Source organism: Escherichia sp. WS2035, from assembly GCF_046487065.1.
Taxonomy (GTDB): Bacteria; Pseudomonadota; Gammaproteobacteria; order Enterobacterales; family Enterobacteriaceae; genus Escherichia; species Escherichia coli.
This window is the reverse complement of record NZ_JBJQKD010000005.1, coordinates 183,484-207,325: the sequence shown is the minus strand read 5'-3', so window position 1 is coordinate 207,325 and position 23,842 is coordinate 183,484. Positions and strand designations below refer to the sequence as shown.

Genomic DNA, 23,842 nt, shown 5'->3' with positions numbered 1-23,842 from the left:
AAAAGAGAATAGCTATGCATGATGCAAACATCCGCGTTGCCATCGCGGGAGCCGGGGGCCGTATGGGCCGCCAGTTGATTCAAGCGGCGCTGGCATTAGAAGGCGTGCAGCTGGGCGCGGCGCTGGAGCGCGAAGGATCTTCTTTACTGGGCAGCGATGCGGGCGAACTGGCCGGAGCCGGGAAAACAGGCGTTACTGTGCAAAGTAGTCTTGATGCGATAAAAGATGATTTTGATGTGTTTATCGATTTTACCCGTCCGGAAGGTACGCTGAACCATCTCGCTTTTTGTCGCCAGCATGGCAAAGGGATGGTGATCGGCACTACGGGGTTTGACGAAGCCGGTAAACAGGCGATTCGTGACGCCGCCGCCGATATTGCGATTGTCTTTGCCGCCAATTTTAGCGTTGGCGTTAACGTCATGCTTAAACTGCTGGAGAAAGCAGCCAAAGTGATGGGGGACTACACCGATATCGAAATTATTGAAGCACATCATAGACATAAAGTTGATGCGCCGTCAGGCACCGCACTGGCAATGGGAGAGGCGATCGCCCACGCTCTTGATAAAGATCTGAAAGATTGCGCGGTCTACAGTCGTGAAGGCCATACCGGTGAACGTGTGCCTGGCACCATTGGTTTTGCCACCGTGCGTGCAGGTGACATCGTTGGCGAACATACCGCGATGTTTGCCGATATTGGCGAGCGTCTGGAGATCACCCATAAGGCATCCAGCCGCATGACATTTGCTAACGGTGCGGTAAGATCGGCTTTGTGGTTGAGTGGTAAGGAAAGTGGTCTTTTTGATATGCGAGATGTGCTTGGTCTCAATAATCTGTAACCACAAAATATTTATAATGATGCAAAAATAACACATTTAATTCATTGAATATAAAGGGCTTTAATTTTTGGCCCTTTTATTTTTGGTGTTATGTTTTTAAATTTAATGCAAATGCTGAAAGTTACATGTTTTGTATTCTGTTTTTGTTGTTTTAATGTAAATTTTGACCATTTGGTCCACTTTTTTCTACTCATTTTGATTTCATGCAATCTTCTTGCTGCGCAAGCGTTTTCCAGAACATGTTATATGATCTTTTTGTCGCTTAATGCCTGTAAAACATGCATGAGCCACAAAATAATATAAAAAATCCCGCCATTAAGTTGACTTTTAGCTCCCATATCTCCAGAATGCCGCCGTTTGCCAGAAATTCGTCGGTAAGCAGATTTGCATTGATTTACGTCATCATTGTGAATTAATATGCAAATAAAGTGAGTGAATATTCTCTGGAGGGTGTTTTGATTAAGTCAGCGCTATTGGTTCTGGAAGACGGAACCCAGTTTCACGGTCGGGCCATAGGGGCAACAGGTTCGGCGGTTGGGGAAGTCGTTTTCAATACTTCAATGACCGGTTATCAAGAAATCCTCACTGATCCTTCCTATTCTCGTCAAATCGTTACTCTTACTTATCCCCATATTGGCAATGTCGGCACTAATGACGCCGATGAAGAATCTTCTCAGGTACATGCCCAAGGTCTGGTGATTCGCGACCTGCCGCTGATTGCCAGCAACTTTCGTAATACCGAAGACCTCTCTTCTTACCTGAAGCGCCATAACATCGTGGCGATTGCCGATATCGATACCCGTAAGCTGACGCGTTTACTGCGCGAGAAAGGCGCACAGAATGGCTGCATTATCGCAGGCGATAACCCGGATGCGGCGCTGGCGTTAGAAAAAGCCCGCGCGTTCCCTGGCCTGAATGGCATGGATCTGGCAAAAGAAGTGACTACCGCAGAACCCTATAGCTGGACACAAGGGAGCTGGACGCTGACCGGCGGTCTGCCAGAAGCGAAAAAAGAAGACGAGCTGCCGTACCACGTCGTGGCTTATGATTTTGGTGCCAAGCGCAACATCCTGCGGATGCTGGTGGATAGAGGCTGTCGTCTGACCATCGTTCCGGCGCAAACTTCTGCGGAAGATGTGCTGAAAATGAATCCAGACGGCATCTTCCTCTCCAACGGTCCTGGCGACCCGGCCCCGTGCGATTACGCCATTACCGCCATCCAGAAATTCCTCGAAACCGATATTCCGGTATTCGGCATCTGCCTCGGCCATCAGCTGCTGGCGCTGGCGAGCGGTGCGAAGACTGTCAAAATGAAATTTGGTCACCACGGCGGCAACCATCCGGTTAAAGATGTTGAGAAAAATGTGGTGATGATCACCGCCCAGAACCACGGTTTTGCGGTGGATGAAGCAACATTACCTGCAAACCTGCGTGTCACACATAAATCCCTGTTCGACGGTACGTTACAGGGCATTCATCGTACCGATAAACCGGCGTTCAGCTTCCAGGGACACCCGGAAGCCAGCCCTGGTCCACACGACGCCGCGCCGTTGTTTGACCACTTTATCGCGTTAATTGAGCAGTACCGTAAAACCGCTAAGTAATCAGGAGTAAAAGAGCCATGCCAAAACGTACAGATATAAAAAGTATCCTGATTCTGGGTGCGGGCCCGATTGTTATCGGTCAGGCGTGTGAGTTTGACTACTCTGGCGCGCAAGCGTGTAAAGCCCTGCGTGAAGAGGGTTACCGCGTCATTCTGGTGAACTCCAACCCGGCGACCATCATGACCGACCCGGAAATGGCTGATGCAACCTACATCGAGCCGATTCACTGGGAAGTGGTACGCAAGATTATTGAAAAAGAGCGCCCGGACGCGGTGCTGCCAACCATGGGGGGGCAGACGGCGCTGAACTGTGCGCTGGAGCTTGAGCGTCAGGGCGTGCTGGAAGAGTTCGGCGTCACCATGATTGGTGCCACTGCCGATGCGATTGATAAAGCCGAAGACCGCCGCCGTTTCGACGTAGCGATGAAGAAAATCGGTCTGGAAACTGCGCGTTCCGGTATCGCTCATTCAATGGAAGAAGCGCTGGCGGTTGCCGCTGAAGTTGGCTTCCCGTGCATTATTCGCCCATCCTTTACCATGGGCGGTAGCGGCGGCGGTATCGCTTATAACCGCGAAGAGTTTGAAGAAATTTGCGCCCGCGGTCTGGATCTTTCTCCGACTAAAGAGCTGCTGATTGATGAGTCGCTGATCGGCTGGAAAGAGTACGAGATGGAAGTGGTGCGTGATAAAAACGACAACTGTATCATCGTCTGCTCTATCGAAAACTTTGATGCGATGGGCATCCACACCGGTGACTCCATCACTGTCGCGCCAGCCCAAACGCTGACCGACAAAGAATATCAAATCATGCGTAACGCCTCGATGGCGGTACTGCGTGAAATCGGCGTTGAAACCGGTGGTTCCAACGTCCAGTTTGCGGTGAACCCGAAAAACGGTCGCCTGATTGTTATCGAAATGAACCCACGCGTGTCTCGCTCCTCTGCGCTGGCGTCGAAAGCCACTGGTTTCCCGATTGCCAAAGTGGCGGCGAAACTGGCGGTGGGTTACACCCTCGACGAGCTGATGAACGACATCACCGGTGGGCGTACTCCGGCCTCCTTCGAGCCGTCCATCGACTATGTGGTTACTAAAATTCCTCGCTTCAACTTCGAGAAATTCGCCGGTGCTAACGACCGTCTGACCACTCAGATGAAATCGGTTGGCGAAGTGATGGCGATTGGTCGCACGCAGCAGGAATCCCTGCAAAAAGCGCTGCGCGGCCTGGAAGTGGGCGCAACTGGCTTCGATCCGAAAGTGAGTCTCGACGACCCGGAAGCGCTGACTAAAATCCGCCGCGAACTGAAAGATGCAGGCGCAGAGCGTATCTGGTATATCGCTGATGCCTTCCGCGCGGGCCTGTCTGTAGACGGCGTGTTTAATTTGACCAACATTGACCGCTGGTTCCTGGTACAGATTGAAGAGCTGGTGCGTCTGGAAGAGAAAGTCGCAGAAGTGGGCATCACTGGCCTGAACGCTGAATTCCTGCGCCAGCTGAAACGCAAAGGCTTTGCCGATGCGCGTCTGGCAAAACTCGCGGGCGTGCGTGAAGCAGAAATCCGCAAGCTGCGCGACCAGTATGACTTGCACCCGGTTTATAAGCGCGTGGATACCTGTGCGGCAGAGTTCGCCACCGACACCGCTTACATGTACTCCACTTATGAAGAAGAGTGCGAAGCGAATCCGTCCACCGATCGTGAAAAAATCATGGTGCTCGGCGGCGGCCCGAACCGTATCGGTCAGGGTATCGAATTCGACTACTGCTGTGTACACGCCTCGCTGGCGCTGCGCGAAGATGGTTATGAAACCATTATGGTTAACTGTAACCCGGAAACCGTCTCCACCGACTACGACACCTCTGACCGTCTCTACTTCGAGCCGGTAACGCTGGAAGACGTGCTGGAAATTGTGCGTATTGAGAAGCCGAAAGGCGTTATCGTCCAGTACGGCGGTCAGACCCCGCTGAAACTGGCGCGCGCGCTGGAAGCTGCTGGCGTACCGGTTATCGGTACCAGCCCGGATGCCATCGACCGTGCGGAAGACCGTGAACGCTTCCAGCATGCGGTTGAGCGTCTGAAACTGAAACAACCTGCGAACGCCACCGTTACCACCATCGAAATGGCGGTTGAGAAAGCGAAAGAGATTGGCTACCCGCTGGTGGTGCGTCCGTCTTACGTTCTCGGCGGTCGGGCGATGGAAATCGTCTATGACGAAGCTGACCTGCGTCGCTACTTCCAGACAGCGGTCAGCGTATCTAACGATGCGCCAGTGTTGCTGGACCACTTCCTTGATGACGCAGTAGAAGTTGACGTGGATGCCATCTGCGACGGCGAAATGGTGCTGATTGGCGGCATCATGGAGCATATTGAGCAGGCGGGTGTGCACTCCGGTGACTCCGCATGTTCACTGCCAGCCTACACCTTAAGTCAGGAAATTCAGGATGTGATGCGCCAGCAGGTGCAGAAACTGGCCTTCGAACTGCAGGTGCGCGGCCTGATGAACGTGCAGTTTGCGGTGAAAAACAACGAAGTCTACCTGATTGAAGTTAACCCGCGTGCGGCGCGTACCGTTCCGTTCGTCTCCAAAGCCACCGGCGTACCGCTGGCAAAAGTGGCGGCGCGTGTGATGGCTGGCAAATCGCTGGCTGAGCAGGGCGTAACCAAAGAAGTTATCCCGCCGTACTACTCGGTGAAAGAAGTGGTGCTGCCGTTCAATAAATTCCCGGGCGTTGACCCGCTGTTAGGGCCAGAAATGCGCTCTACCGGGGAAGTCATGGGCGTGGGCCGCACCTTCGCTGAAGCGTTTGCCAAAGCGCAGCTGGGCAGCAACTCCACCATGAAGAAACACGGTCGTGCGCTGCTTTCCGTGCGCGAAGGCGATAAAGAACGCGTGGTGGACCTGGCGGCAAAACTGCTGAAACAGGGCTTCGAGCTGGATGCGACTCACGGCACGGCGATTGTGCTGGGCGAAGCGGGTATCAATCCGCGTCTGGTGAACAAGGTGCATGAAGGCCGTCCGCACATTCAGGACCGTATTAAGAATGGCGAATATACCTACATCATCAACACCACCTCAGGTCGTCGTGCGATTGAAGACTCCCGCGTGATCCGTCGCAGTGCGCTGCAATATAAAGTGCATTACGACACCACCCTGAACGGCGGCTTTGCCACCGCGATGGCGCTGAATGCCGATGCGACCGAAAAAGTAATTTCGGTGCAGGAAATGCACGCGCAGATCAAATAATAGCGTGTCATGGCGGATATTTTTCATCCGCTAATTTGATCAAATAACTAATACGGTTCTCTGATGAGGACCGTTTTTTTTGCCCATTAAGTAAATCTTTTGGGGAATCGATATTTTTGATGACATAAGCAGGATTTAGCTCACACTTATCGACGGTGAAGTTGCATACTATCGATATATCCACAATTTTAATATGGCCTTGTTTAATTGCTGCAAAACGAGTCATAGCCAGTCTTTTAATTTGTGAAACTGGAGTTCGTATGTGTGAAGGATATGTTGAAAAACCACTCTACTTGTTAATCGCCGAATGGATGATGGCTGAAAATCGGTGGGTGATAGCAAGAGAGATCTCTATTCATTTCGATATTGAACACAGCAAGGCGGTTAATACCCTGACTTATATTCTGTCGGAAGTCACAGAAATAAGCTGCGAAGTTAAGATGATCCCTAATAAGCTGGAAGGGCGGGGATGCCAGTGTCAGCGACTGGTTAAAGTGGTTGATATCGATGAGCAAATTTACGCGCGTCTGCGCAATAACAGCCGGGATAAATTAGTCGGCGTAAGAAAGACGCCGCGTATTCCTGCCGTTCCGCTCACGGAACTTAACCGCGAGCAGAAGTGGCAGATGATGTTGTCAAAGAGTATGCGTCGTTAATGTCATTTCGTTGATACCACGCAGCCTGGTTGCCGGATGCGATGCTGGCGCATCTTATCCGGCCTACGGTTGCTTTCCAGCCAGGTCGGATAAGGCGTTTACGCCGCATCCGGCAAGATCACCGTTTCGGCGTCACATCCGTCGTCCCCTGCAAACGGGGGCGATTTTCCTCCATTTGCCTCAGTGGCTGCGTTTCATGTAACGATGCATGACAGCGCCCGACAAGATCCTGATACTCTTTGGTATTCAACCGTTTCCAGTGTAACTCGTCGTCACTCACGCTGCGTACAGCGCGGGCTGGCGTACCCATCAACAACTGGCGTTTCTCGCCGCGAAAGCCCGCTTTGACAAAGCTCATAGCGGCAACAATGCTCTCTTCGCCAATGACCGCGCCATCCATAATCACGCTGTTCATCCCGACCAGTGCATCGCGACCAATCACACAACCATGCAGGATCGCTCCGTGCCCGATATGACCGTTTTCCCCAACGATGGTGTCAGTGTCGCAGTAGCCATGCATAATGCAGCCATCCTGAATATTGGCTCCCGCTAGCACGATCAACCGCCCGTAGTCACCACGCAGTGAGGCGAGTGGGCCGATGTAGACACCGGCTCCCACAATCACATCGCCAATCAATACTGCACTGGGATGGACAAACGCCGTCGGGTGAACAACCGGAATTAACCCCTCAAAGGCGTAATAGCTCACGGTTGTTAACGTCCTTTCCACACTGGATCGCGCTTCTCGGCAAACGCCAGCGGCCCTTCAATGGCATCTTCCGAATGCAGAACCGATGGATAGTGTTTCAACACGCCGCTGCGAATATAGCGATACGCTTCTTCTACCGGCATTTCGCTGGTGGTGCGGTAGATCTCTTTCAGCGCCGCAATCGCCAGCGGAGCGCTGTTAACCAGCTGCTGCGCCAGTTCGCGGGCGTTATCCATCAGTTCCGCCTGGCTAACCACGCGGTTGACTACCCCCCAACGCAGCGCCTCTTCTGCGCCCATTCGTCTGCCGGTCATCACCATTTCATTGACGATGGCAGGCGGCAGGATCTTCGGCAGACGCAGCACGCCGCCGCTGTCAGGAACGATGCCCAGTTTGGCTTCCGGTAGGGCGAAGCTGGCGTTATCGGCACAAACAATAAAATCTGCCGCCAGCGCCAGTTCAAAGCCGCCGCCAAAGGCATAGCCGTTCACAGCGGCGATGACCGGTTTGTCGAGATTGAAAATTTCGGTTAATCCCGCAAAACCTCCCGGGCCAAAGTCAGCATCCGGTGCTTCGCCTTCTGCTGCCGCTTTTAAATCCCAGCCCGCGGAAAAGAATTTCTCTCCGGCACCGGTAATAATGGCGACACGTAATTGCGGATCGTCACGGAAATTTAGAAATACTTCGCCCATTTCAAAGCTGGTTTTTGCATCAATAGCATTCGCTTTTGGACGATCAAGGGTAATTTCCAGAATTGATCCATTGCGGGTCAGATGTAATGATTCACTCATTCCTTTTCTCCATTTTTGCTTTTTCAGGGACGACAACATCCCTGCAAAAAATGCATATTGTTTTAGAGCGTGATTATTAGCTGACAGGGTAGTTCCCTGCCGTTTCATTTATTTCAGATTCTTTCTAATTATTTTCCCCGAGCAATTACGTGGCAGATCTTTTCTGATCTCCAGATAAGAGGGCACTTTAAATTTCGCCATATTTTGTTCGCAGAAGCGGAAAAATTCCTCTTCGCTCAATGTTTCACCTTCATTCAGCACCACAAATGCTTTGATGGCTTCATCGCGAATCGAATCTTTAATACCCACAACCACGATATCCTGAATTTTGGGATGGGTGGCGATGATATTTTCGAGCTCCACGCAGGAGACATTCTCGCCACCGCGTTTGATCATATTGCAGCGGCGATCGACGAAATAAAAAAAGCCCTCTTCGTCGCGGTATCCGGTATCGCCGGTATGTAGCCAGCCATCGGCTTCCAGCACTTTCGCAGTGGCTTTCGGGTTGAGAAAATACTCTTTGAAGATGGTTTTCCCTGGTACGCCTTTAATACAGATTTCACCGATTTCACCTGCCGGGAGCGGGCGATTGTGATCGTCGCGGATCTCCGCTTCGTAGCAAAACCCCGCCCGACCAATTGACGGCCAGCGTCGTTTATCGCCAGGGCGATCGCCGATAATGCCAACAATGGTTTCCGTCATCCCGTAAGACGTCAGCAAGCGGACGCCGAAGCGTTCACAAAAAGCGTCTTTTTCCTGCTCTGACAGGTTGAGATAAAACATCACTTCCCGCAGGCAGTGTTGCCTGTCATTCACAGAAGGTGGTTGTACCATCAGGGTACGGATCATCATCGGAATACATTCGGTAACGGTGGCACGGTACTTCTGTACCTGCCCCCAGAAGGCGCGGACGCTGTATTTCTCGACCAGCACAAAGGTGGCCCCGGCAGAAAATGCCGCCATTGCCGCAGTACACTGGCAATCGATATGAAATGCAGGCATTACCGTCAGGTAGATGTCATCATCACGCAGTGCGCACTGCCAGGCGGAGTAATATCCAGCGAAGCGCAGGTTGTAATGAGTTATCACCACCCCTTTCGGTCGGGAGGTGGTGCCGGAGGTGAAGAGAATTTCCGCCGTATCGTCAGTCGATAGCGGCGGTGCATAGCACAAGGTGGCAGGTTGTTGATTTTTCAGTTGAGTAAACGAACTCACGCCATCATCAGCGGGAAGTGCCATATCTGTCAGGCAAATGTGCCGCAACTGAGGGGCATCTTCCTGCTGAATCTGTTGATACATAGGATAAAATTGCGCACTGGTCACCAGCAGGCACGCCTGGCTATTTTGCAGGATCCACGTGCTTTCTTCGCGCAACAGGCGGGCGTTAATCGGCACCATAATCGCGCCAATTTTTGCCAACCCGAACCAGCAAAAGATAAATTCCGGGCAGTTGTCGAGATGTAGAGCAACCTTGTCGCCTTTGCGAATCCCCAGCGTATAAAACAGGTTTGCCGTGCGGTTAATCTCCTGATTTAACTCAAGATAACTATACCGGTTAACGACTCCGCTGCTGGATTCACAAATCAGCGCCGTTTTATGACCGTAAACGTCCGCCAGATCGTCCCACATTTGACGTAGATGTTGTCCGCCAATGATATCCATTGCACCTCTATCCATTTTGTTCGTTTGTTATTGAGCGGGCACTAGTCAGGCAAGCTGACTGACGCCACGCGTTTAGTCCTCAACTTTGGCCAGACCTTTGCTGACCAACTCCTGAATGTCGTTTTCGCTGTAGCCGATATTTTTCAAAATGGCAGCCGTGTCCATGCCATGTGAGGGCATTCCGCGCCAGATTTGTCCGGGGTTATTTTTGAATTTCGGCATGATATTCGGCCCTTTGCAGGTGCGACCATCCATCGTTTGCCACTGAGTGATTGATTCGCGAGCCACATACTGTGGATTGCTTTCCAGTTCCGGTACGGTCAGTACTTTGGCACAGGCGATATTCAGTTCGGCAAAGCGTTCTTTAACTTCTGCGATGGTATGTGCCGCCAGCCAGGCATCGAGTTTCTCTTCTACCAGTGGGCCGTAAGGGCATTCGATACGGTGGATAAGCTGGGTGCCTTCCGGAATTTCTGGCGTGCCGAGCAGATGTGCGAGGCCAATATCTTTAAAGCACTCTGCAATTTGAGTAATGCCCACCAGTTCCATCACGATGTAGCCGTCGGCGCATTTATACAGACCGCAACCGGCGTAGTAGGGATCTTTCCCTTTGGTCATGCGCGGGCACATTTCGCCGCCGTTGAAGTAATCCATCATGAAGTACTGGCCCATACGCAGCATCACTTCATACATGGCGATGTCGATGCTTTCGCCTTTGCCGGTTTCACGCACTTTATGCAGTGCTGCCAGCGCCGCCGTGGTGGCAGTCAGGCCAGAAAAGTAATCGGCGGTATACGGGAAGGCAGGCATTGGCTGGTCAACATCACCGTTCTGAATCAGGTAACCACTGAAGGCCTGGGCGATAGTGTTATAGGCCGGAAGATTGGTGTACTCCTCGGTGCCATACTGACCAAAACCGGACAGGTGAGCGATAACCAGTTTTGGGTTGTGCTGCCACAGGACTTCATCGGTAATGCCACGACGGGCAAAGGCCGGACCTTTACTGGCTTCGATGAAGATATCGGTGGTTTCCATTAATTTCAGAAACGCTTCACGACCTTCATCTTTGAAGATATTTAACGACAGCGCGTGCAGGTTGCGGCGGGAAAGTTGCGGGTAGTTCGGTTGAACGCGAATGGTGTCGGCCCAGGCGACGTTTTCGATCCAGATAACTTCCGCGCCCCATTCTGCGAACATTTGTCCGGCAAACGGTCCGGCGATTTCGATACCGGAGAAGACAACGCGCAATCCGGACAGCGGCCCGAATTTCGGCATGGTTAGATGATCCATTATTAGCTCCTGAAAAATTTATGTAGCGCATGACTGCCGGATGCGGCGTAAACGCCTTATCCGGCCGACATTCGTGCTCCTGTAGGCCTGATAAGACGCGTCAGCGTCGCATCAGGCAGCGCACGGACTTAGCGGTATTGCTTCAGCACCGCGCGGCCCAGCGTCAGGATCTGCATTTCGTCAGATCCTCCGGAAACGCGGTCTACACGCAGGTCACGCCAGAAGCGGCTGATGCGGTGATTACCCGCAATCCCGACACCGCCCAGCACCTGCATTGCGCTATCCACCACTTCAAATGCCGCATTGGCGCAGAAGTATTTGCACATCGCTGCATCGCCAGAGGTGATGGTGCCGTTGTCTGCTTTCCACGCTGCTTCATACAGCATGTTTTTCATGGAGTTTAATTTGATCGCCATGTGGGCGAATTTTTCCTGAATCAACTGGAAACGACCAATAGCCTCGCCAAACTGCACGCGCTGGTTGGCGTAGCGCGCCGCATCTTCAAAGGCGCACATCGCCGTACCGTAGTTGGTCAGGGCTACCAGGAAACGTTCATGGTCGAACTCTTCTTTGACGCGGTTAAAGCCGTTACCTTCCCGACCGAACATGTCTTTCTCGTCCAGTTCCACATCGTCAAAGGTGATTTCACAGCAGCTATCCATACGCAGACCGAGCTTCTCAAGTTTGGTCACTTTGATGCCCGGTTTGCTCATATCAACAAACCATTCGGTGTAGACAGGTTTGTCCGGAGAAGCCCCGTCGCGCGCCATCACCACGATGTACGGGGTGTAGGCGCTGCTGGTAATAAAACACTTACTACCATTAAGATAAATCTTACCATTTCTACGGGTATAAGTCGTTTTCAGGCTACCCACGTCGGAGCCTGCGCCCGGTTCGGTAATCGCTGAGTTCCACATCTGCTTACCGGTGCCGCGGAAAGCCATGATCTTGTCGATCTGCTCTTGCGTACCTTCACGCAGGAAGGTGTTAAACCCGCCCGGTAACTGATACAGCACGTAAGTTGGCGCTCCCAGACGACCCAGTTCCATCCACACGGCGGCGAGAGTAACAAACCCCGCGTCCAGACCACCGTGCTCTTCAGGGATCAGCAGACTGTCGATACCCATATCCGCCAGGGCTTTGACAAAACGTTCCGGGTAGACGCTGTCACGGTCGCACTCGGCAAAATAGGCCTCCCAGTTTTCGCTGGCCATCAGTTCGCGGATACCGGCGACAAACAGTTCCTGCTCATCATTTAAATTAAAATCCATCTTTCAACCTCTTGATATTTTTGGGGTTAATTAATATTTCCAGTTCTGTTTCGCGTCTTTAATAAAGGAGAGCGTCACCATGATGTTGACGAAGAACAGCGGGCATCCTCCGGCGATAATGGCGGTTTGAATCGGTTTCAGGCCGCCGAGCGCCAGCAGAACAATGCCGATAATGCCAACCAGAACTGACCAACCAATGCGCACCAGCAGCGGGGGTTCTTCGCCGTCACGTACTTCGCGGCAAGTGGACATCGCCAGGGTATAAGAGCAGGCGTTAACCAGCGTAACGGTGGCAATAAAGCAGAGGATGAAGAAGCCCCACATGGTGGCGGTGCTGAGTGGCAGAGCGGCCCAGGTTTCGATGATGGCGCGCGCCACACCGTACTGTTCGATCAGATTTGGAATGTTGATGATGTTTTTATCTATCAACAGCAGGGTGTTACTACCGAGTACAGTCCACAGGATCCAGGTTGACGCTGTCAGCCCCAGCACCATGCCGAAGCACAGTTCACGCACGGTACGACCACGGGAGATGCGGGCGAGGAAGATACTCATCTGGATAGCGTAAATCACCCACCATGCCCAGTAGAACACGGTCCAGCCCTGCGGGAAGCCGCCTTTAGCGATGGGATCGGTATAGAACAACATGCGCGGCAGATACATCAGCAACATCCCCACCGAATCGGTGAAGTAGTTCATGATGAAGCTGGCACCGCTGACGATGAACACCCAACCCAGCATCAGGAAGCTCAGGTAACTACGCACGTCACTGGCGATACGTACCCCTTTTTGCAGACCGCAAGCGACGCAAATGGCGTTGAGGATAATCCAGCAGGTAATGATGATAGCGTCCAGTTGCAGGGTATGCGGAATGCCAAACAACCATTGCATACACTCGGTTACCAGCGGCGTGGCAAGGCCCAGACTGGTACCCATCGCGAAGATCAAGGCGACGAGATAGAAGTTGTCGACGATAGTGCCGAACAACCCTTTGGCGTGTTTTTCACCTACCAGCGGCACCAGGGTCGAGCTGGGGCGAATCACTTCCATTTTGCGGACAAAGAAGAAGTAAGCGAAGGCGACTGAAAGGAAGCTGTAAGTGGCCCACGGCAGAGGTCCCCAGTGGAACAAGCTGTAAGCCAGCCCCAACTCTTTCGCGCCTGTTGAGTTCGGTTCTAAGCCAAACGGCGGGGTGGAGATGTAGTAGTAGATCTCAATCGATCCCCAGAACAGTACGGCAGCAGACGTACAGGAGGCGAACATCATAAAGATCCAACTGGCGGTACTAAATTCTGGTGGTTCGTTACCTAAACGCTTTTTGGCATACGGGCCAAACACCAGCCAGAACCAGCCGAAAAGCATCACCACCATATACCATTCAAATGCCCATCCCCATACATTGGTGACGTAACTGAATACAGCATTAATAACGACATTCGCTGCATCCAGATCTCTGACTGTAAGCCAACAAAGTATGCCGACGATTATTAACGGCGGAAAGAAAACCTTCGGTTCTATTCCCGTTTTTCTCTTTTCATTCTTCATGAGTTAATTCCACTGTGAAAACGAATATTTATTTTGCGTTCCCGTTTGTTTTATTTTTGTTAACATTTAATATAATTATTATTAACCTCGTGGACGCGTTAATGGCTAACTCATAATGGGTATTCAATAAGCTGCATTCTGTGATTGTTGTCACATTTTTGTTTCGGGTGAATAGAGGGCATTTTTTCGTTAATTTTGATTATTAATCAGTTTGTTATGTTCTGTTGTGGGTAAAAAAATAGCATCTGACTTTCAATATTGGTGATCCATAAAACAATATTGAAAATTTCTTTTTGCTACGCCATGTTTTCAATATTGGTGAGGAGCTTAACAATATTGAAAGTTGGATTTATCTGCGTGTGACATTTTCAATATTGGTGATTAAAGTTTTATTTCCAAATTAAAGGGCGTGATATCTGTAATTAACACCACCGATATGAACGACGTTTCCTTCATGATTTCTGGAGATGCAATGAAGATTATTACTTGCTATAAGTGCGTGCCTGATGAACAGGATATTGCGGTCAATAATGCTGATGGTTCGTTAGACTTCAGCAAAGCCGATGCCAAAATAAGCCAATACGATCTCAACGCTATTGAAGCGGCTTGCCAGCTAAAGCAACAGGCAGCAGAGGCGCAGGTGACGGCCTTAAGTGTGGGCGGTAAAGCCCTGACCAACGCCAAAGGGCGTAAAGATGTGCTATCGCGCGGTCCGGATGAACTGATTGTGGTGATTGATGACCAGTTCGAGCAGGCACTGCCGCAACAAACGGCGAGCGTACTTGCTGCAGCCGCTCAGAAAGCAGGCTTTGATTTGATCCTCTGTGGCGATGGTTCTTCCGACCTTTATGCCCAGCAGGTTGGTTTGCTGGTAGGCGAAATCCTTAATATTCCGGCAGTTAACGGCGTCAGCAAAATTATCTCCCTGACGGCAGATACCCTCACCGTTGAGCGCGAACTGGAAGATGAAACAGAAACCTTAAGCATTCCGCTGCCTGCGGTTGTTGCTGTTTCCACTGATATCAACTCCCCACAAATTCCTTCGATGAAAGCCATTCTCGGCGCGGCGAAAAAGCCAGTCCAGGTATGGTCGGCGGCGGATATCGGTTTTAACGCAGAGGCAGCCTGGTCAGAACAACAGGTTGCCGCGCCGAAACAGCGCGAGCGTCAGCGCATCGTGATTGAAGGCGACGGCGAAGAACAGATCGCCGCATTTGCTGAAAATCTTCGCAAAGTCATTTAATTACAGGGGATGCTATGAACACGTTTTCTCAAGTCTGGGTATTCAGCGATACCCCTTCTCGTCTGCCGGAACTGATGAACGGTGCGCAGGCTTTAGCTAATCAAATCAACACGTTCGTCCTCAATGATGCCGACGGCGCACAGGCAATCCAGCTCGGCGCTAATCATGTCTGGAAATTAAGCGGCAAACCAGACGAGCGGATGATCGAAGATTACGCCGGTGTCATGGCTGACACTATTCGCCAGCACGGCGCAGACGGTCTGGTGCTGTTGCCAAACACCCGTCGCGGCAAATTACTGGCGGCGAAACTGGGTTACCGCCTTAACGCGGCGGTGTCTAACGATGCCAGCGCTGTTAGCGTGCAGGACGGTAAAGCGACAGTGAAACACATGGTTTACGGCGGTCTGGCGATTGGCGAAGAACGCATTGCCACGCCGTATGCGGTACTGACCATCAGCAGCGGCACGTTCGATGCGGCTCAGCCAGACGCGTCACGCACTGGCGAAACGCACACCGTGGAGTGGCAGGCTCCGGCTGTGGCGATTACCCGCACGGCAACCCAGGCGCGTCAGAGCAACAGCGTCGATCTCGACAAAGCCCGCCTGGTGGTCAGCGTCGGTCGCGGTATTGGCAGCAAAGAGAACATTGCGCTGGCAGAACAGCTTTGTAAGGCGATAGGTGCGGAGTTGGCCTGTTCTCGTCCGGTGGCGGAAAACGAAAAATGGATGGAGCACGAACGCTATGTCGGTATCTCCAACCTGATGCTGAAACCTGAATTGTACCTGGCGGTGGGGATCTCCGGGCAGATCCAGCACATGGTTGGCGCTAATGCGTCGCAAACCATTTTCGCCATCAACAAAGATAAAAATGCGCCGATCTTCCAGTACGCGGATTACGGCATTGTTGGCGACGCCGTGAAGATCCTTCCGGCACTGACCGCAGCTTTAGCGCGTTGATCCACTCTGGCAGGGCTGCATTCCGGCCCTGCCGCTGACAGGGAGCTCTTATGTCCGAAGATATCTTTGACGCCATCATCGTCGGTGCAGGGCTTGCCGGTTCGGTTGCCGCACTGGTGCTCGCCCGCGAAGGTGCGCAAGTGTTAGTTATCGAGCGAGGCAATTCCGCAGGTGCCAAGAACGTCACTGGCGGGCGTCTCTATGCCCACAGTCTGGAACACATTATTCCTGGTTTCGCTGACTCCGCCCCCGTAGAACGCCTGATCACCCATGAAAAACTTGCGTTTATGACGGAAAAGTCAGCGATGACTATGGACTACTGCAATGGCGACGAAACCTCTCCATCCCAGCGTTCTTACTCCGTTTTGCGCAGTAAATTTGATGCCTGGCTGATGGAGCAGGCCGAAGAAGCGGGCGCGCAGTTAATTACCGGGATCCGCGTCGATAACCTCGTACAGCGCGATGGCAAAGTCGTCGGTGTAGAAGCCGATGGCGATGTGATTGAAGCGAAAACGGTGATCCTTGCTGATGGGGTGAATTCCATCCTTGCCGAAAAGCTGGGGATGGCAAAACGCGTTAAACCGACGGATGTGGCGGTTGGCGTGAAGGAACTGATCGAGTTACCGAAGTCGGTTATTGAAGACCGTTTTCAGTTGCAGGGTAATCAGGGCGCGGCTTGCCTGTTTGCGGGATCACCCACCGATGGCCTGATGGGCGGTGGCTTCCTTTATACCAATGAAAATACCCTGTCGCTGGGGCTGGTTTGTGGTCTCCATCATCTGCATGACGCAAAAAAATCGGTGCCGCAAATGCTGGAAGATTTCAAACAACATCCGGCCGTTGCACCGCTGATCGCGGGCGGCAAGCTGGTGGAATATTCCGCTCACGTAGTGCCGGAAGCAGGCATCAACATGCTGCCGGAGCTGGTCGGTGACGGCGTATTGATTGCCGGTGATGCTGCCGGAATGTGTATGAACCTCGGTTTTACCATTCGCGGTATGGATCTGGCGATTGCCGCCGGGGAAGCAGCAGCAAAAACTGTGCTTTCAGCGATGAAAAGCGACGATTTCAGTAAGCAAAAACTCGCGGAATATCGTCAGCATCTTGAGAGTGGCCCGCTGCGCGATATGCGCATGTACCAGAAACTACCGGCGTTCCTTGATAACCCACGCATGTTTAACGGCTACCCGGAACTGGCGGTGGGCGTGGCGCGTGACCTGTTCACCATTGACGGCAGTGCGCCGGAACTGATGCGCAAGAAAATCCTCCGCCACGGCAAGAAAGTGGGCTTCATCAATCTGATCAAGGATGGCATGAAAGGAGTGACCGTTTTATGACTTCTCCCGTCAATGTGGACGTCAAACTGGGCGTCAATAAATTCAATGTCGATGAAGAGCATCCGCACATTGTTGTGAAGGCCGATGCCGATAAACAGGCCCTGGAGCTGCTGGTGAAAGCGTGCCCCGCAGGTCTGTACAAGAAGCGGGATGACGGCAGTGTGCGCTTCGATTACGCCGGATGTCTGGAGTGCGGCACCTGTCGCATTCTGGGGCTGGGGTCGGCGCTGGAACAGTGGGAATACCCGCGCGGCACCTTTGGTGTGGAGTTCCGTTACGGCTGATGTTGGTTTGATACGTAATGCCGTACTGACTCTCATTGCAAAAAAACAGGAATAACCCATGCAACCGTCCAGAAACTTTGATGATCTTAAATTCTCCTCTATTCACCGCCGCATTTTGCTGTGGGGAAGCGGTGGTCCGTTTCTGGATGGTTATGTACTGGTAATGATTGGCGTGGCGCTGGAGCAACTGACTCCGGCGCTGAAACTGGACGCTGACTGGATTGGCTTGCTGGGCGCGGGAACGCTCGCCGGGCTGTTCGTTGGCACATCGCTGTTTGGCTATATCTCCGATAAAGTCGGACGGCGCAAAATGTTCCTCATTGATATCATCGCCATCGGCGTGATATCGGTGGCAACGATGTTTGTCTCATCCCCCGTCGAACTGTTGGTGATGCGGGTACTTATCGGCATTGTCATTGGTGCGGATTATCCCATCGCCACCTCAATGATCACCGAGTTCTCCAGTACCCGTCAGCGGGCGTTTTCCATCAGCTTTATTGCCGCGATGTGGTATGTCGGCGCGACCTGCGCCGATTTGGTCGGCTATTGGCTTTATGATGTGGAAGGCGGCTGGCGCTGGATGCTGGGTAGCGCAGCGATTCCCTGTTTGTTGATTTTGATTGGTCGATTCGAACTGCCTGAATCTCCCCGCTGGTTGTTACGCAAAGGGCGAGTAAAAGAGTGCGAAGAGATGATGATAAAACTGTTTGGCGAACCGGTGGCTTTCGAGGAAGAGCAGCCGCAGCAAACCCGTTTTCGCGATCTGTTTAATCGCCGCCATTTTCCTTTTGTTCTGTTTGTTGCCGCTATCTGGACCTGCCAGGTGATCCCCATGTTCGCCATTTACACCTTTGGCCCGCAAATCGTTGGTTTGTTGGGATTGGGGGTTGGCAAAAACGCGGCACTGGGGAACGTGGTGATTAGCCTGTTCTTTATGCTCGGCTGTATTCCGCCGATGCTGTGGCTAAACACTGCCGGACGGCGTCCATTGTTGATTGGCAGCTTTGCCATGATGACGCTGGCGCTGGCGGTTTTGGGGCTGATCCCGGATATGGGGATCTGGCTGGTAGTGATGGCCTTTGCGGTGTATGCCTTTTTCTCTGGCGGGCCGGGTAATTTGCAGTGGCTCTATCCTAATGAACTCTTCCCGACGGATATCCGCGCCTCTGCCGTGGGCGTGATTATGTCCTTAAGCCGTATTGGCACTATTGTATCGACCTGGACACTGCCGATCTTTATCAATAATTACGGTATCAGTAACACGATGCTAATGGGGGCGGGTATCTCGCTATTTGGCTTGTTGATTTCCGTAGCGTTTGCCCCGGAGACTCGAGGGATGTCACTGGCGCAGACCAGCAATATGACGATCCGCGGGCAGAGAATGGGGTAATTTGTTCAGATTTCTCTCTTTTCTGAATCAATATTATTGACTATAAGCTGCGTGAATATATGACTACACTTTGTGGGAAAACAAAGGCGTAATCACGCGGGCTACCTATGATTCTTATAATTTATGCGCATCCATATCCGCATCATTCCCATGCGAATAAACGGATGCTTGAACAGGCAAGGACGCTGGAAGGCGTCGAAATTCGCTCTCTTTATCAACTCTATCCTGACTTCAATATCGACATTGCCGCCGAACAGGAGGCGCTGTCTCGTGCCGATCTGATCGTCTGGCAGCACCCGATGCAGTGGTACAGCATTCCACCGCTTCTTAAACTTTGGATCGATAAAGTTTTCTCGCACGGCTGGGCTTACGGTCACGGCGGCACGGCGCTGCACGGCAAACATTTGCTGTGGGCGGTGACGACCGGCGGCGGGGAAAGCCATTTTGAGATTGGTGCGCATCCGGGCTTTGATGTGCTGTCGCAGCCGCTACAGGCGACGGCAATCTACTGCGGGCTGAACTGGCTGCCACCGTTTGCCATGCACTGCACCTTTATTTGTGACGACGAAACCCTCGAAGGGCAGGCGCGGCACTATAAGCAACGTCTGCTGGAATGGCAGGAGGCACATCATGGATAGCCATACGCTTATTCAGGCGCTGATTTATCTCGGTTCGGCGGCGCTGATTGTTCCCATTGCGGTACGTCTCGGTCTGGGATCGGTTCTTGGCTACCTGATCGCCGGCTGCATTATTGGCCCGTGGGGGCTGCGACTGGTGACCGATGCCGAATCTATTCTGCACTTTGCAGAGATTGGCGTGGTGCTGATGCTGTTTATTATCGGCCTCGAACTCGATCCACAAAGGCTGTGGAAGCTGCGTGCGGCAGTGTTCGGCGGTGGCGCATTGCAGATGGTGATTTGCGGCGGCCTGCTGGGGCTGTTTTGTATGTTACTTGGGCTGCGCTGGCAGGTCGCAGAATTGATCGGCATGACGCTGGCGCTCTCATCAACGGCGATTGCCATGCAGGCGATGAATGAACGCAATCTGATGGTGACGCAAATGGGCCGCAGTGCCTTTGCGGTGCTGCTGTTCCAGGATATCGCGGCGATCCCACTGGTGGCGATGATCCCGCTACTGGCAGCGAGTAGTGCCTCGACGACGATGGGCGCATTTGTTCTCTCGGCGTTAAAAGTGGCGGGCGCGCTGGTGCTGGTGGTATTGCTGGGGCGCTATGTCACGCGTCCGGCACTGCGTTTTGTTGCCCGCTCTGGCTTGCGGGAAGTGTTTAGTGCCGTGGCGTTATTCCTCGTGTTTGGCTTTGGTTTGCTGCTGGAAGAGGTCGGCTTGTCGATGGCGATGGGCGCGTTTCTGGCGGGCGTACTGCTGGCAAGCTCGGAATACCGTCATGCGCTGGAAAGCGATATCGAACCATTTAAAGGTTTGCTGCTGGGGCTGTTTTTCATCGGCGTTGGCATGTCGATAGACTTTGGCACGCTGCTTGAAAATCCGTTGCGCATTGTCATTTTGCTGCTCGGTTTCCTCATCATCAAAATCGCCATGCTGTGGCTGATTGCCCGGCCGTTGCAGGTGCCAAATAAACAGCGTCGCTGGTTTGCGGTGCTGTTAGGGCAGGGCAGTGAGTTTGCCTTTGTAGTATTTGGTGCGGCGCAGATGGCGAATGTGCTGGAGCCAGAGTGGGCGAAATCGCTGACCCTGGCGGTGGCACTGTCGATGGCGGCAACGCCGATTCTGCTGGTGATCCTCAATCGCCTTGAGCAATCTTCTACTGAAGAGGCGCGTGAAGCCGATGAGATCGACGAAGAACAGCCGCGGGTAATCATTGCCGGATTCGGTCGTTTTGGGCAGATAACCGGACGTTTACTGCTCTCCAGCGGGGTGAAAATGGTGGTGCTCGATCACGACCCGGACCATATCGAAACGCTGCGTAAATTCGGTATGAAAGTGTTTTATGGCGATGCCACGCGGATGGATTTACTGGAATCTGCCGGAGCGGCGAAAGCGGAAGTGCTGATTAACGCCATCGACGATCCGCAAACCAACCTGCAACTGACGGAGATGGTGAAAGAACATTTCCCACATTTGCAGATTATTGCCCGCGCCCGCGATGTCGACCACTACATTCGTTTGCGTCAGGCAGGCGTTGAAAAGCCGGAGCGTGAAACCTTCGAAGGTGCGCTGAAAACCGGGCGTCTGGCACTGGAAAGTTTAGGTCTGGGGCCGTATGAAGCGCGAGAACGTGCCGATGTGTTCCGCCGCTTTAATATTCAGATGGTGGAAGAGATGGCAATGGTTGAGAACGACACCAAAGCCCGTGCGGCGGTCTATAAACGCACCAGCGCGATGTTAAGTGAGATCATTACCGAAGACCGTGAACATCTGTCATTAATTCAACGACATGGCTGGCAGGGAACCGAAGAAGGGAAACATACTGGCAATATGGCGGATGAACCGGAAACGAAGCCCTCATCCTAATAAAGAGTGACGTAAATCACGCTTTACAGCTAACTGTTTGTTTTTGTTTCATTGTAATGCGGCGAGTCCAGGGAGAGAGCGTGGACTCGCCAGCAGAATATAAAATTTTCCTCAACATCATCCTCGCACCAGTCGACGACGGTTTACGCTTTACGTATAGTGGCGACAATTTTTTTTATCGGGAAATCTCAATGATCAGTCTGATTGCGGCGTTAGCGGTAGATCGCGTTATCGGCATGGAAAACGCCATGCCGTGGAACCTGCCTGCCGATCTCGCCTGGTTTAAACGCAACACTTTAAATAAACCCGTGATTATGGGCCGCCATACCTGGGAATCCATCGGTCGTCCGTTGCCAGGACGCAAAAATATTATCCTCAGCAGTCAACCGGGTACGGACGATCGCGTAACGTGGGTGAAGTCGGTGGATGAAGCCATTGCGGCGTGTGGTGACGTACCAGAAATCATGGTGATTGGCGGCGGTCGCGTTTATGAGCAGTTCCTGCCGAAAGCGCAAAAACTGTATCTGACGCATATCGACGCGGAAGTGGAAGGCGACACCCATTTCCCGGATTACGAGCCGGATGACTGGGAATCGGTATTCAGTGAATTCCACGACGCCGATGCGCAGAACTCTCACAGCTATTGCTTTGAGATTCTGGAGCGGCGGTAATTTCGTATATTAGAATTCCGGCATCACTGATACGTGCAGATATCCGTGTATACTAGACGTATAAATTGTACAGGAGCACGAGATCATGACTGCAAAACGTACCACACAAAGTGTGACCGTCACCGTCGACCGTGAGTTAGTCAATCGCGCTCGTGATGCAGGCTTAAATATGAGCGCCACCCTTACGGTTGCGCTCAATGCTGAACTTAAAAAACATGCAGCAACACGTTGGCGTGAAGAGAACGCAGAAGCTATCGCTGCGTTAAATCAATTGGCTGATGAAACCGGATGTTTCTCTGATGAGTACCGGAGCTTCTAGCGATGCAATTTACGGTATACCGCAGTCGCGGCAGGAACGCCGCGTTTCCCTTTGTTATTGATGTTACCAGCGACATTATTGGTGAGATTAATCGCCGTATCGTTATTCCATTAACACCTATTGAACGATTTAGCCGTATTCGCCCACCAGAACGGCTTAACCCAATCCTTTTACTGATAGACGGCAAAGAATATGTGCTCATGACGCATGAGACTGCAACTGTTCCAGTTAACGCGCTGGGAACGAAATTTTGCGATGCCAGCGCGCACCGAACGTTGATTAAATGAGCATTAGATTTTATGCTCGACGGGATTTAAGACGCTACCGCCTCTCCCTCACTCAAATCCTTATGCCGGTTCGACGGCTGGACAAAATACTGTTTATCTTCCCAGCGCAGGCAGGTTAATGTACCACCCCAGCAGCAGCCGGTATCCAGCGCGTAAATACCTTCCGGCGTACCTTTGCCTTCCAGCGATGCCCAGTGACCAAAGGCGATGTTGTACTCTTCAGCGACGGGGCCAGGAATCGCAAACCACGGTTTCAGTGGGGCAGGGGCCTCTTCCGGCGATTCTTTGCTGTACATATCCAGTTGACCGTTCGGGAAGCAAAAACGCATACGGGTAAAGGCGTTGGTGATAAAACGCAGTCTTCCCAGCCCCCGCAATTCCGGTGACCAGTTATTTGGCATATCGCCGTACATGGCATCAAGGAAGAAGGGATAGGAGTCACTCGACAGCACCGCTTCTACATCGCGCGCGCACTCTTTGGCGGTCTGCAGATCCCACTGCGGCGTGATCCCGGCGTGGGCCATCACCAACTTTTTCTCTTCGTCGATTTGCAGCAAAGGCTGGCGACGCAGCCAGTTAAGCAGCTCGTCGGCATCCGGCGCTTCCAGCAGCGGTGTCAGGCGATCTTTCGGTTTATTGCGGCTGATCCCGGCAAATACCGCCAGCAGATGCAGATCGTGATTACCCAGCACCAGACGTACGCTGTCGCCTAAGGATTTCACATAGCGCAGAACATCCAGCGAACCCGGGCCGCGCGCGACCAGATCGCCCGTCAGCCAGAGGGTATCTTTCCCAGGGGTAAATTCTACTTTATGCAGCAATGCGATCAGTTCATCGTAACAACCATGAACGTCGCCAATAAGGTATGTCGCCATATTCTTTTAATGAATGAGTGTGGGAACGGCGAGTCGGAATACGGGAATGTCGATGCTGAAAGGGACGCCATTTTCATCGATCATTTCGTAGTGACCCTGCATGGTGCCCAGCGGGGTTTCAATGATTGCACCGCTGGTGTACTGGTACTCTTCGCCAGGCGCGATAAGTGGCTGGACGCCAACCACTCCTTCGCCCTGGACTTCGGTTTCACGGCCATTGCCATTGGTGATCAGCCAGTAACGCCCCAACAACTGCACTGGCGCTCGCCCCAGATTGCGTATGGTTACGGTATAAGCAAAAACGTAACGTTCATTATCAGGTGAAGATTGGGCCTCAATGTAGACGCTTTGAACCTGAATACACACTCGGGGCGAATTGATCAT

Annotated in this window: 23 protein-coding genes; 14 read left to right on the top strand and 9 right to left on the bottom strand. The window is 52.4% G+C overall.

From position 1 onward, the window contains the following. Positions 1 to 14 precede the first annotated feature (14 nt). The 3 genes from dapB (at position 15) to carB (ending at position 5,679) form a co-directional block, all read left to right on the top strand. Positions 15 to 836: a 4-hydroxy-tetrahydrodipicolinate reductase gene (dapB, locus tag ACJHX4_RS11310; RefSeq protein WP_001531366.1), complete on the top strand. Its 822-nt coding sequence runs from the start codon at positions 15 to 17 to the stop codon at positions 834 to 836. 455 nt (positions 837 to 1,291) lie between these two features. Next, positions 1,292 to 2,440, top strand: coding sequence for a glutamine-hydrolyzing carbamoyl-phosphate synthase small subunit (gene carA / locus ACJHX4_RS11305; protein ID WP_001295757.1), 1,149 nt, complete (start codon positions 1,292 to 1,294; stop codon positions 2,438 to 2,440). Between the two features lie 17 nt (positions 2,441 to 2,457). Further along, positions 2,458 to 5,679 (top strand): carbamoyl-phosphate synthase large subunit, encoded by a 3,222-nt coding sequence (carB, locus tag ACJHX4_RS11300; protein WP_001126342.1) that lies wholly within the window; start codon positions 2,458 to 2,460, stop codon positions 5,677 to 5,679. A 7-nt stretch (positions 5,680 to 5,686) separates the two neighbouring features. Here carB and ACJHX4_RS11295 read toward each other — a convergent pair whose 3' ends face one another. After that, on the bottom strand, positions 5,687 to 5,905 hold the full coding sequence (locus tag ACJHX4_RS11295; protein ID WP_000196510.1) for a hypothetical protein: 219 nt from the start codon (positions 5,903 to 5,905) through the stop codon (positions 5,687 to 5,689). Between the two features lie 34 nt (positions 5,906 to 5,939). On the opposite strand from ACJHX4_RS11295, the gene caiF reads away from it, so the two are divergent. Further along, complete coding sequence (gene caiF, locus ACJHX4_RS11290; protein ID WP_000333124.1) at positions 5,940 to 6,335, top strand: carnitine metabolism transcriptional regulator CaiF; 396 nt, start codon at positions 5,940 to 5,942, stop codon at positions 6,333 to 6,335. A 118-nt stretch (positions 6,336 to 6,453) separates the two neighbouring features. Here the strand turns inward: caiF and caiE are convergent, their stop codons facing one another. The 6 genes from caiE to caiT form a co-directional block, all read right to left on the bottom strand. Then, complete coding sequence (gene caiE, locus ACJHX4_RS11285; protein WP_001295758.1) at positions 6,454 to 7,044, bottom strand: carnitine operon protein CaiE; 591 nt, start codon at positions 7,042 to 7,044, stop codon at positions 6,454 to 6,456. Positions 7,045 to 7,049: 5 nt separating this feature from the next. Next, positions 7,050 to 7,835 carry a crotonobetainyl-CoA hydratase gene (caiD, locus tag ACJHX4_RS11280; protein ID WP_000004399.1) on the bottom strand — a complete coding sequence of 262 codons (786 nt, stop codon included), beginning with the start codon at positions 7,833 to 7,835 and terminating at the stop codon, positions 7,050 to 7,052. 108 nt (positions 7,836 to 7,943) lie between these two features. Further along, positions 7,944 to 9,497 carry a crotonobetaine/carnitine-CoA ligase gene (gene caiC, locus ACJHX4_RS11275; RefSeq protein ID WP_001531367.1) on the bottom strand — a complete coding sequence of 518 codons (1,554 nt, stop codon included), beginning with the start codon at positions 9,495 to 9,497 and terminating at the stop codon, positions 7,944 to 7,946. A gap of 72 nt (positions 9,498 to 9,569) precedes the next feature. Continuing rightward, a complete protein-coding gene (gene caiB / locus ACJHX4_RS11270) occupies positions 9,570 to 10,787 on the bottom strand; it encodes an L-carnitine CoA-transferase (protein ID WP_000349970.1) in 1,218 nt (405 codons plus the stop codon). A 128-nt stretch (positions 10,788 to 10,915) separates the two neighbouring features. Beyond that, complete coding sequence (gene caiA / locus ACJHX4_RS11265) at positions 10,916 to 12,058, bottom strand: crotonobetainyl-CoA dehydrogenase (RefSeq protein WP_000347117.1); 1,143 nt, start codon at positions 12,056 to 12,058, stop codon at positions 10,916 to 10,918. A gap of 30 nt (positions 12,059 to 12,088) precedes the next feature. Further along, a complete protein-coding gene (gene caiT / locus ACJHX4_RS11260) occupies positions 12,089 to 13,603 on the bottom strand; it encodes an L-carnitine/gamma-butyrobetaine antiporter (RefSeq protein WP_000787105.1) in 1,515 nt (504 codons plus the stop codon). Positions 13,604 to 14,075: 472 nt separating this feature from the next. Between caiT and ACJHX4_RS11255 the strand changes: the two genes are divergently transcribed. The 10 genes from ACJHX4_RS11255 to ACJHX4_RS11210 all read left to right on the top strand — a co-directional run bounded on the left by ACJHX4_RS11255 (position 14,076) and on the right by ACJHX4_RS11210 (position 22,583). Next, a complete protein-coding gene (locus ACJHX4_RS11255; RefSeq protein ID WP_000692217.1) occupies positions 14,076 to 14,846 on the top strand; it encodes an electron transfer flavoprotein FixA in 771 nt (256 codons plus the stop codon). Positions 14,847 to 14,860: 14 nt separating this feature from the next. After that, positions 14,861 to 15,802, top strand: a complete 942-nt coding sequence (locus ACJHX4_RS11250) for an electron transfer flavoprotein subunit alpha/FixB family protein (protein ID WP_001091513.1) — start codon at positions 14,861 to 14,863, stop codon at positions 15,800 to 15,802. A 50-nt stretch (positions 15,803 to 15,852) separates the two neighbouring features. Further along, positions 15,853 to 17,139: an FAD-dependent oxidoreductase gene (locus ACJHX4_RS11245; RefSeq protein WP_001287712.1), complete on the top strand. Its 1,287-nt coding sequence runs from the start codon at positions 15,853 to 15,855 to the stop codon at positions 17,137 to 17,139. After that, positions 17,136 to 17,423, top strand: coding sequence for a ferredoxin-like protein FixX (gene fixX, locus ACJHX4_RS11240; protein WP_000203744.1), 288 nt, complete (start codon positions 17,136 to 17,138; stop codon positions 17,421 to 17,423). The genes ACJHX4_RS11245 and fixX overlap by 4 nt, the downstream gene beginning before the upstream one ends. A 58-nt stretch (positions 17,424 to 17,481) precedes the next feature. Beyond that, complete coding sequence (locus tag ACJHX4_RS11235) at positions 17,482 to 18,813, top strand: MFS transporter (RefSeq protein ID WP_001183209.1); 1,332 nt, start codon at positions 17,482 to 17,484, stop codon at positions 18,811 to 18,813. 107 nt (positions 18,814 to 18,920) lie between these two features. Beyond that, the gene (gene kefF, locus ACJHX4_RS11230) at positions 18,921 to 19,451 is read left to right on the top strand and encodes a glutathione-regulated potassium-efflux system oxidoreductase KefF (RefSeq protein WP_000600725.1); all 531 of its coding nucleotides are present in this window, start codon (positions 18,921 to 18,923) and stop codon (positions 19,449 to 19,451) included. After that, positions 19,444 to 21,306, top strand: coding sequence for a glutathione-regulated potassium-efflux system protein KefC (gene kefC / locus ACJHX4_RS11225; protein ID WP_000377124.1), 1,863 nt, complete (start codon positions 19,444 to 19,446; stop codon positions 21,304 to 21,306). Before kefF ends, kefC begins: the two co-directional genes overlap by 8 nt. A gap of 191 nt (positions 21,307 to 21,497) precedes the next feature. Further along, a complete protein-coding gene (folA, locus tag ACJHX4_RS11220; RefSeq protein WP_000624375.1) occupies positions 21,498 to 21,977 on the top strand; it encodes a type 3 dihydrofolate reductase in 480 nt (159 codons plus the stop codon). A gap of 85 nt (positions 21,978 to 22,062) precedes the next feature. Then, on the top strand, positions 22,063 to 22,296 hold the full coding sequence (locus tag ACJHX4_RS11215) for a type II toxin-antitoxin system CcdA family antitoxin (RefSeq protein ID WP_000125566.1): 234 nt from the start codon (positions 22,063 to 22,065) through the stop codon (positions 22,294 to 22,296). Positions 22,297 to 22,298: 2 nt separating this feature from the next. Further along, positions 22,299 to 22,583, top strand: a complete 285-nt coding sequence (locus ACJHX4_RS11210; RefSeq protein ID WP_001160964.1) for a CcdB family protein — start codon at positions 22,299 to 22,301, stop codon at positions 22,581 to 22,583. 26 nt (positions 22,584 to 22,609) lie between these two features. Here the strand turns inward: ACJHX4_RS11210 and apaH are convergent, their stop codons facing one another. Both apaH and apaG read right to left on the bottom strand, forming a co-directional pair. After that, positions 22,610 to 23,458: a bis(5'-nucleosyl)-tetraphosphatase (symmetrical) ApaH gene (gene apaH / locus ACJHX4_RS11205; RefSeq protein WP_000257181.1), complete on the bottom strand. Its 849-nt coding sequence runs from the start codon at positions 23,456 to 23,458 to the stop codon at positions 22,610 to 22,612. A gap of 6 nt (positions 23,459 to 23,464) precedes the next feature. After that, positions 23,465 to 23,842, bottom strand: a complete 378-nt coding sequence (apaG, locus tag ACJHX4_RS11200) for a Co2+/Mg2+ efflux protein ApaG (RefSeq protein WP_000610901.1) — start codon at positions 23,840 to 23,842, stop codon at positions 23,465 to 23,467.

Excerpts from the sequence above, each read along its gene's own strand:
- dapB (WP_001531366.1), top strand. The coding sequence starts at position 15 with ATGCATGATGCAAACATCCGCGTTGCCATCGCGGGAGCCGGGGGCCGT.
- carB (WP_001126342.1), top strand. The coding sequence starts at position 2,458 with ATGCCAAAACGTACAGATATAAAAAGTATCCTGATTCTGGGTGCGGGC.
- ACJHX4_RS11295 (WP_000196510.1), bottom strand. The coding sequence starts at position 5,905 with ATGACTCGTTTTGCAGCAATTAAACAAGGCCATATTAAAATTGTGGAT.
- caiF (WP_000333124.1), top strand. The coding sequence starts at position 5,940 with ATGTGTGAAGGATATGTTGAAAAACCACTCTACTTGTTAATCGCCGAA.
- caiD (WP_000004399.1), bottom strand. The coding sequence starts at position 7,835 with ATGAGTGAATCATTACATCTGACCCGCAATGGATCAATTCTGGAAATT.
- caiC (WP_001531367.1), bottom strand. The coding sequence starts at position 9,497 with ATGGATATCATTGGCGGACAACATCTACGTCAAATGTGGGACGATCTG.
- caiB (WP_000349970.1), bottom strand. The coding sequence starts at position 10,787 with ATGGATCATCTAACCATGCCGAAATTCGGGCCGCTGTCCGGATTGCGC.
- caiA (WP_000347117.1), bottom strand. The coding sequence starts at position 12,058 with ATGGATTTTAATTTAAATGATGAGCAGGAACTGTTTGTCGCCGGTATC.
- caiT (WP_000787105.1), bottom strand. The coding sequence starts at position 13,603 with ATGAAGAATGAAAAGAGAAAAACGGGAATAGAACCGAAGGTTTTCTTT.
- ACJHX4_RS11255 (WP_000692217.1), top strand. The coding sequence starts at position 14,076 with ATGAAGATTATTACTTGCTATAAGTGCGTGCCTGATGAACAGGATATT.
- ACJHX4_RS11250 (WP_001091513.1), top strand. The coding sequence starts at position 14,861 with ATGAACACGTTTTCTCAAGTCTGGGTATTCAGCGATACCCCTTCTCGT.
- ACJHX4_RS11245 (WP_001287712.1), top strand. The coding sequence starts at position 15,853 with ATGTCCGAAGATATCTTTGACGCCATCATCGTCGGTGCAGGGCTTGCC.
- fixX (WP_000203744.1), top strand. The coding sequence starts at position 17,136 with ATGACTTCTCCCGTCAATGTGGACGTCAAACTGGGCGTCAATAAATTC.
- ACJHX4_RS11235 (WP_001183209.1), top strand. The coding sequence starts at position 17,482 with ATGCAACCGTCCAGAAACTTTGATGATCTTAAATTCTCCTCTATTCAC.
- kefF (WP_000600725.1), top strand. The coding sequence starts at position 18,921 with ATGATTCTTATAATTTATGCGCATCCATATCCGCATCATTCCCATGCG.
- kefC (WP_000377124.1), top strand. The coding sequence starts at position 19,444 with ATGGATAGCCATACGCTTATTCAGGCGCTGATTTATCTCGGTTCGGCG.
- folA (WP_000624375.1), top strand. The coding sequence starts at position 21,498 with ATGATCAGTCTGATTGCGGCGTTAGCGGTAGATCGCGTTATCGGCATG.
- ACJHX4_RS11215 (WP_000125566.1), top strand. The coding sequence starts at position 22,063 with ATGACTGCAAAACGTACCACACAAAGTGTGACCGTCACCGTCGACCGT.
- ACJHX4_RS11210 (WP_001160964.1), top strand. The coding sequence starts at position 22,299 with ATGCAATTTACGGTATACCGCAGTCGCGGCAGGAACGCCGCGTTTCCC.
- apaH (WP_000257181.1), bottom strand. The coding sequence starts at position 23,458 with ATGGCGACATACCTTATTGGCGACGTTCATGGTTGTTACGATGAACTG.
- apaG (WP_000610901.1), bottom strand. The coding sequence starts at position 23,842 with ATGATCAATTCGCCCCGAGTGTGTATTCAGGTTCAAAGCGTCTACATT.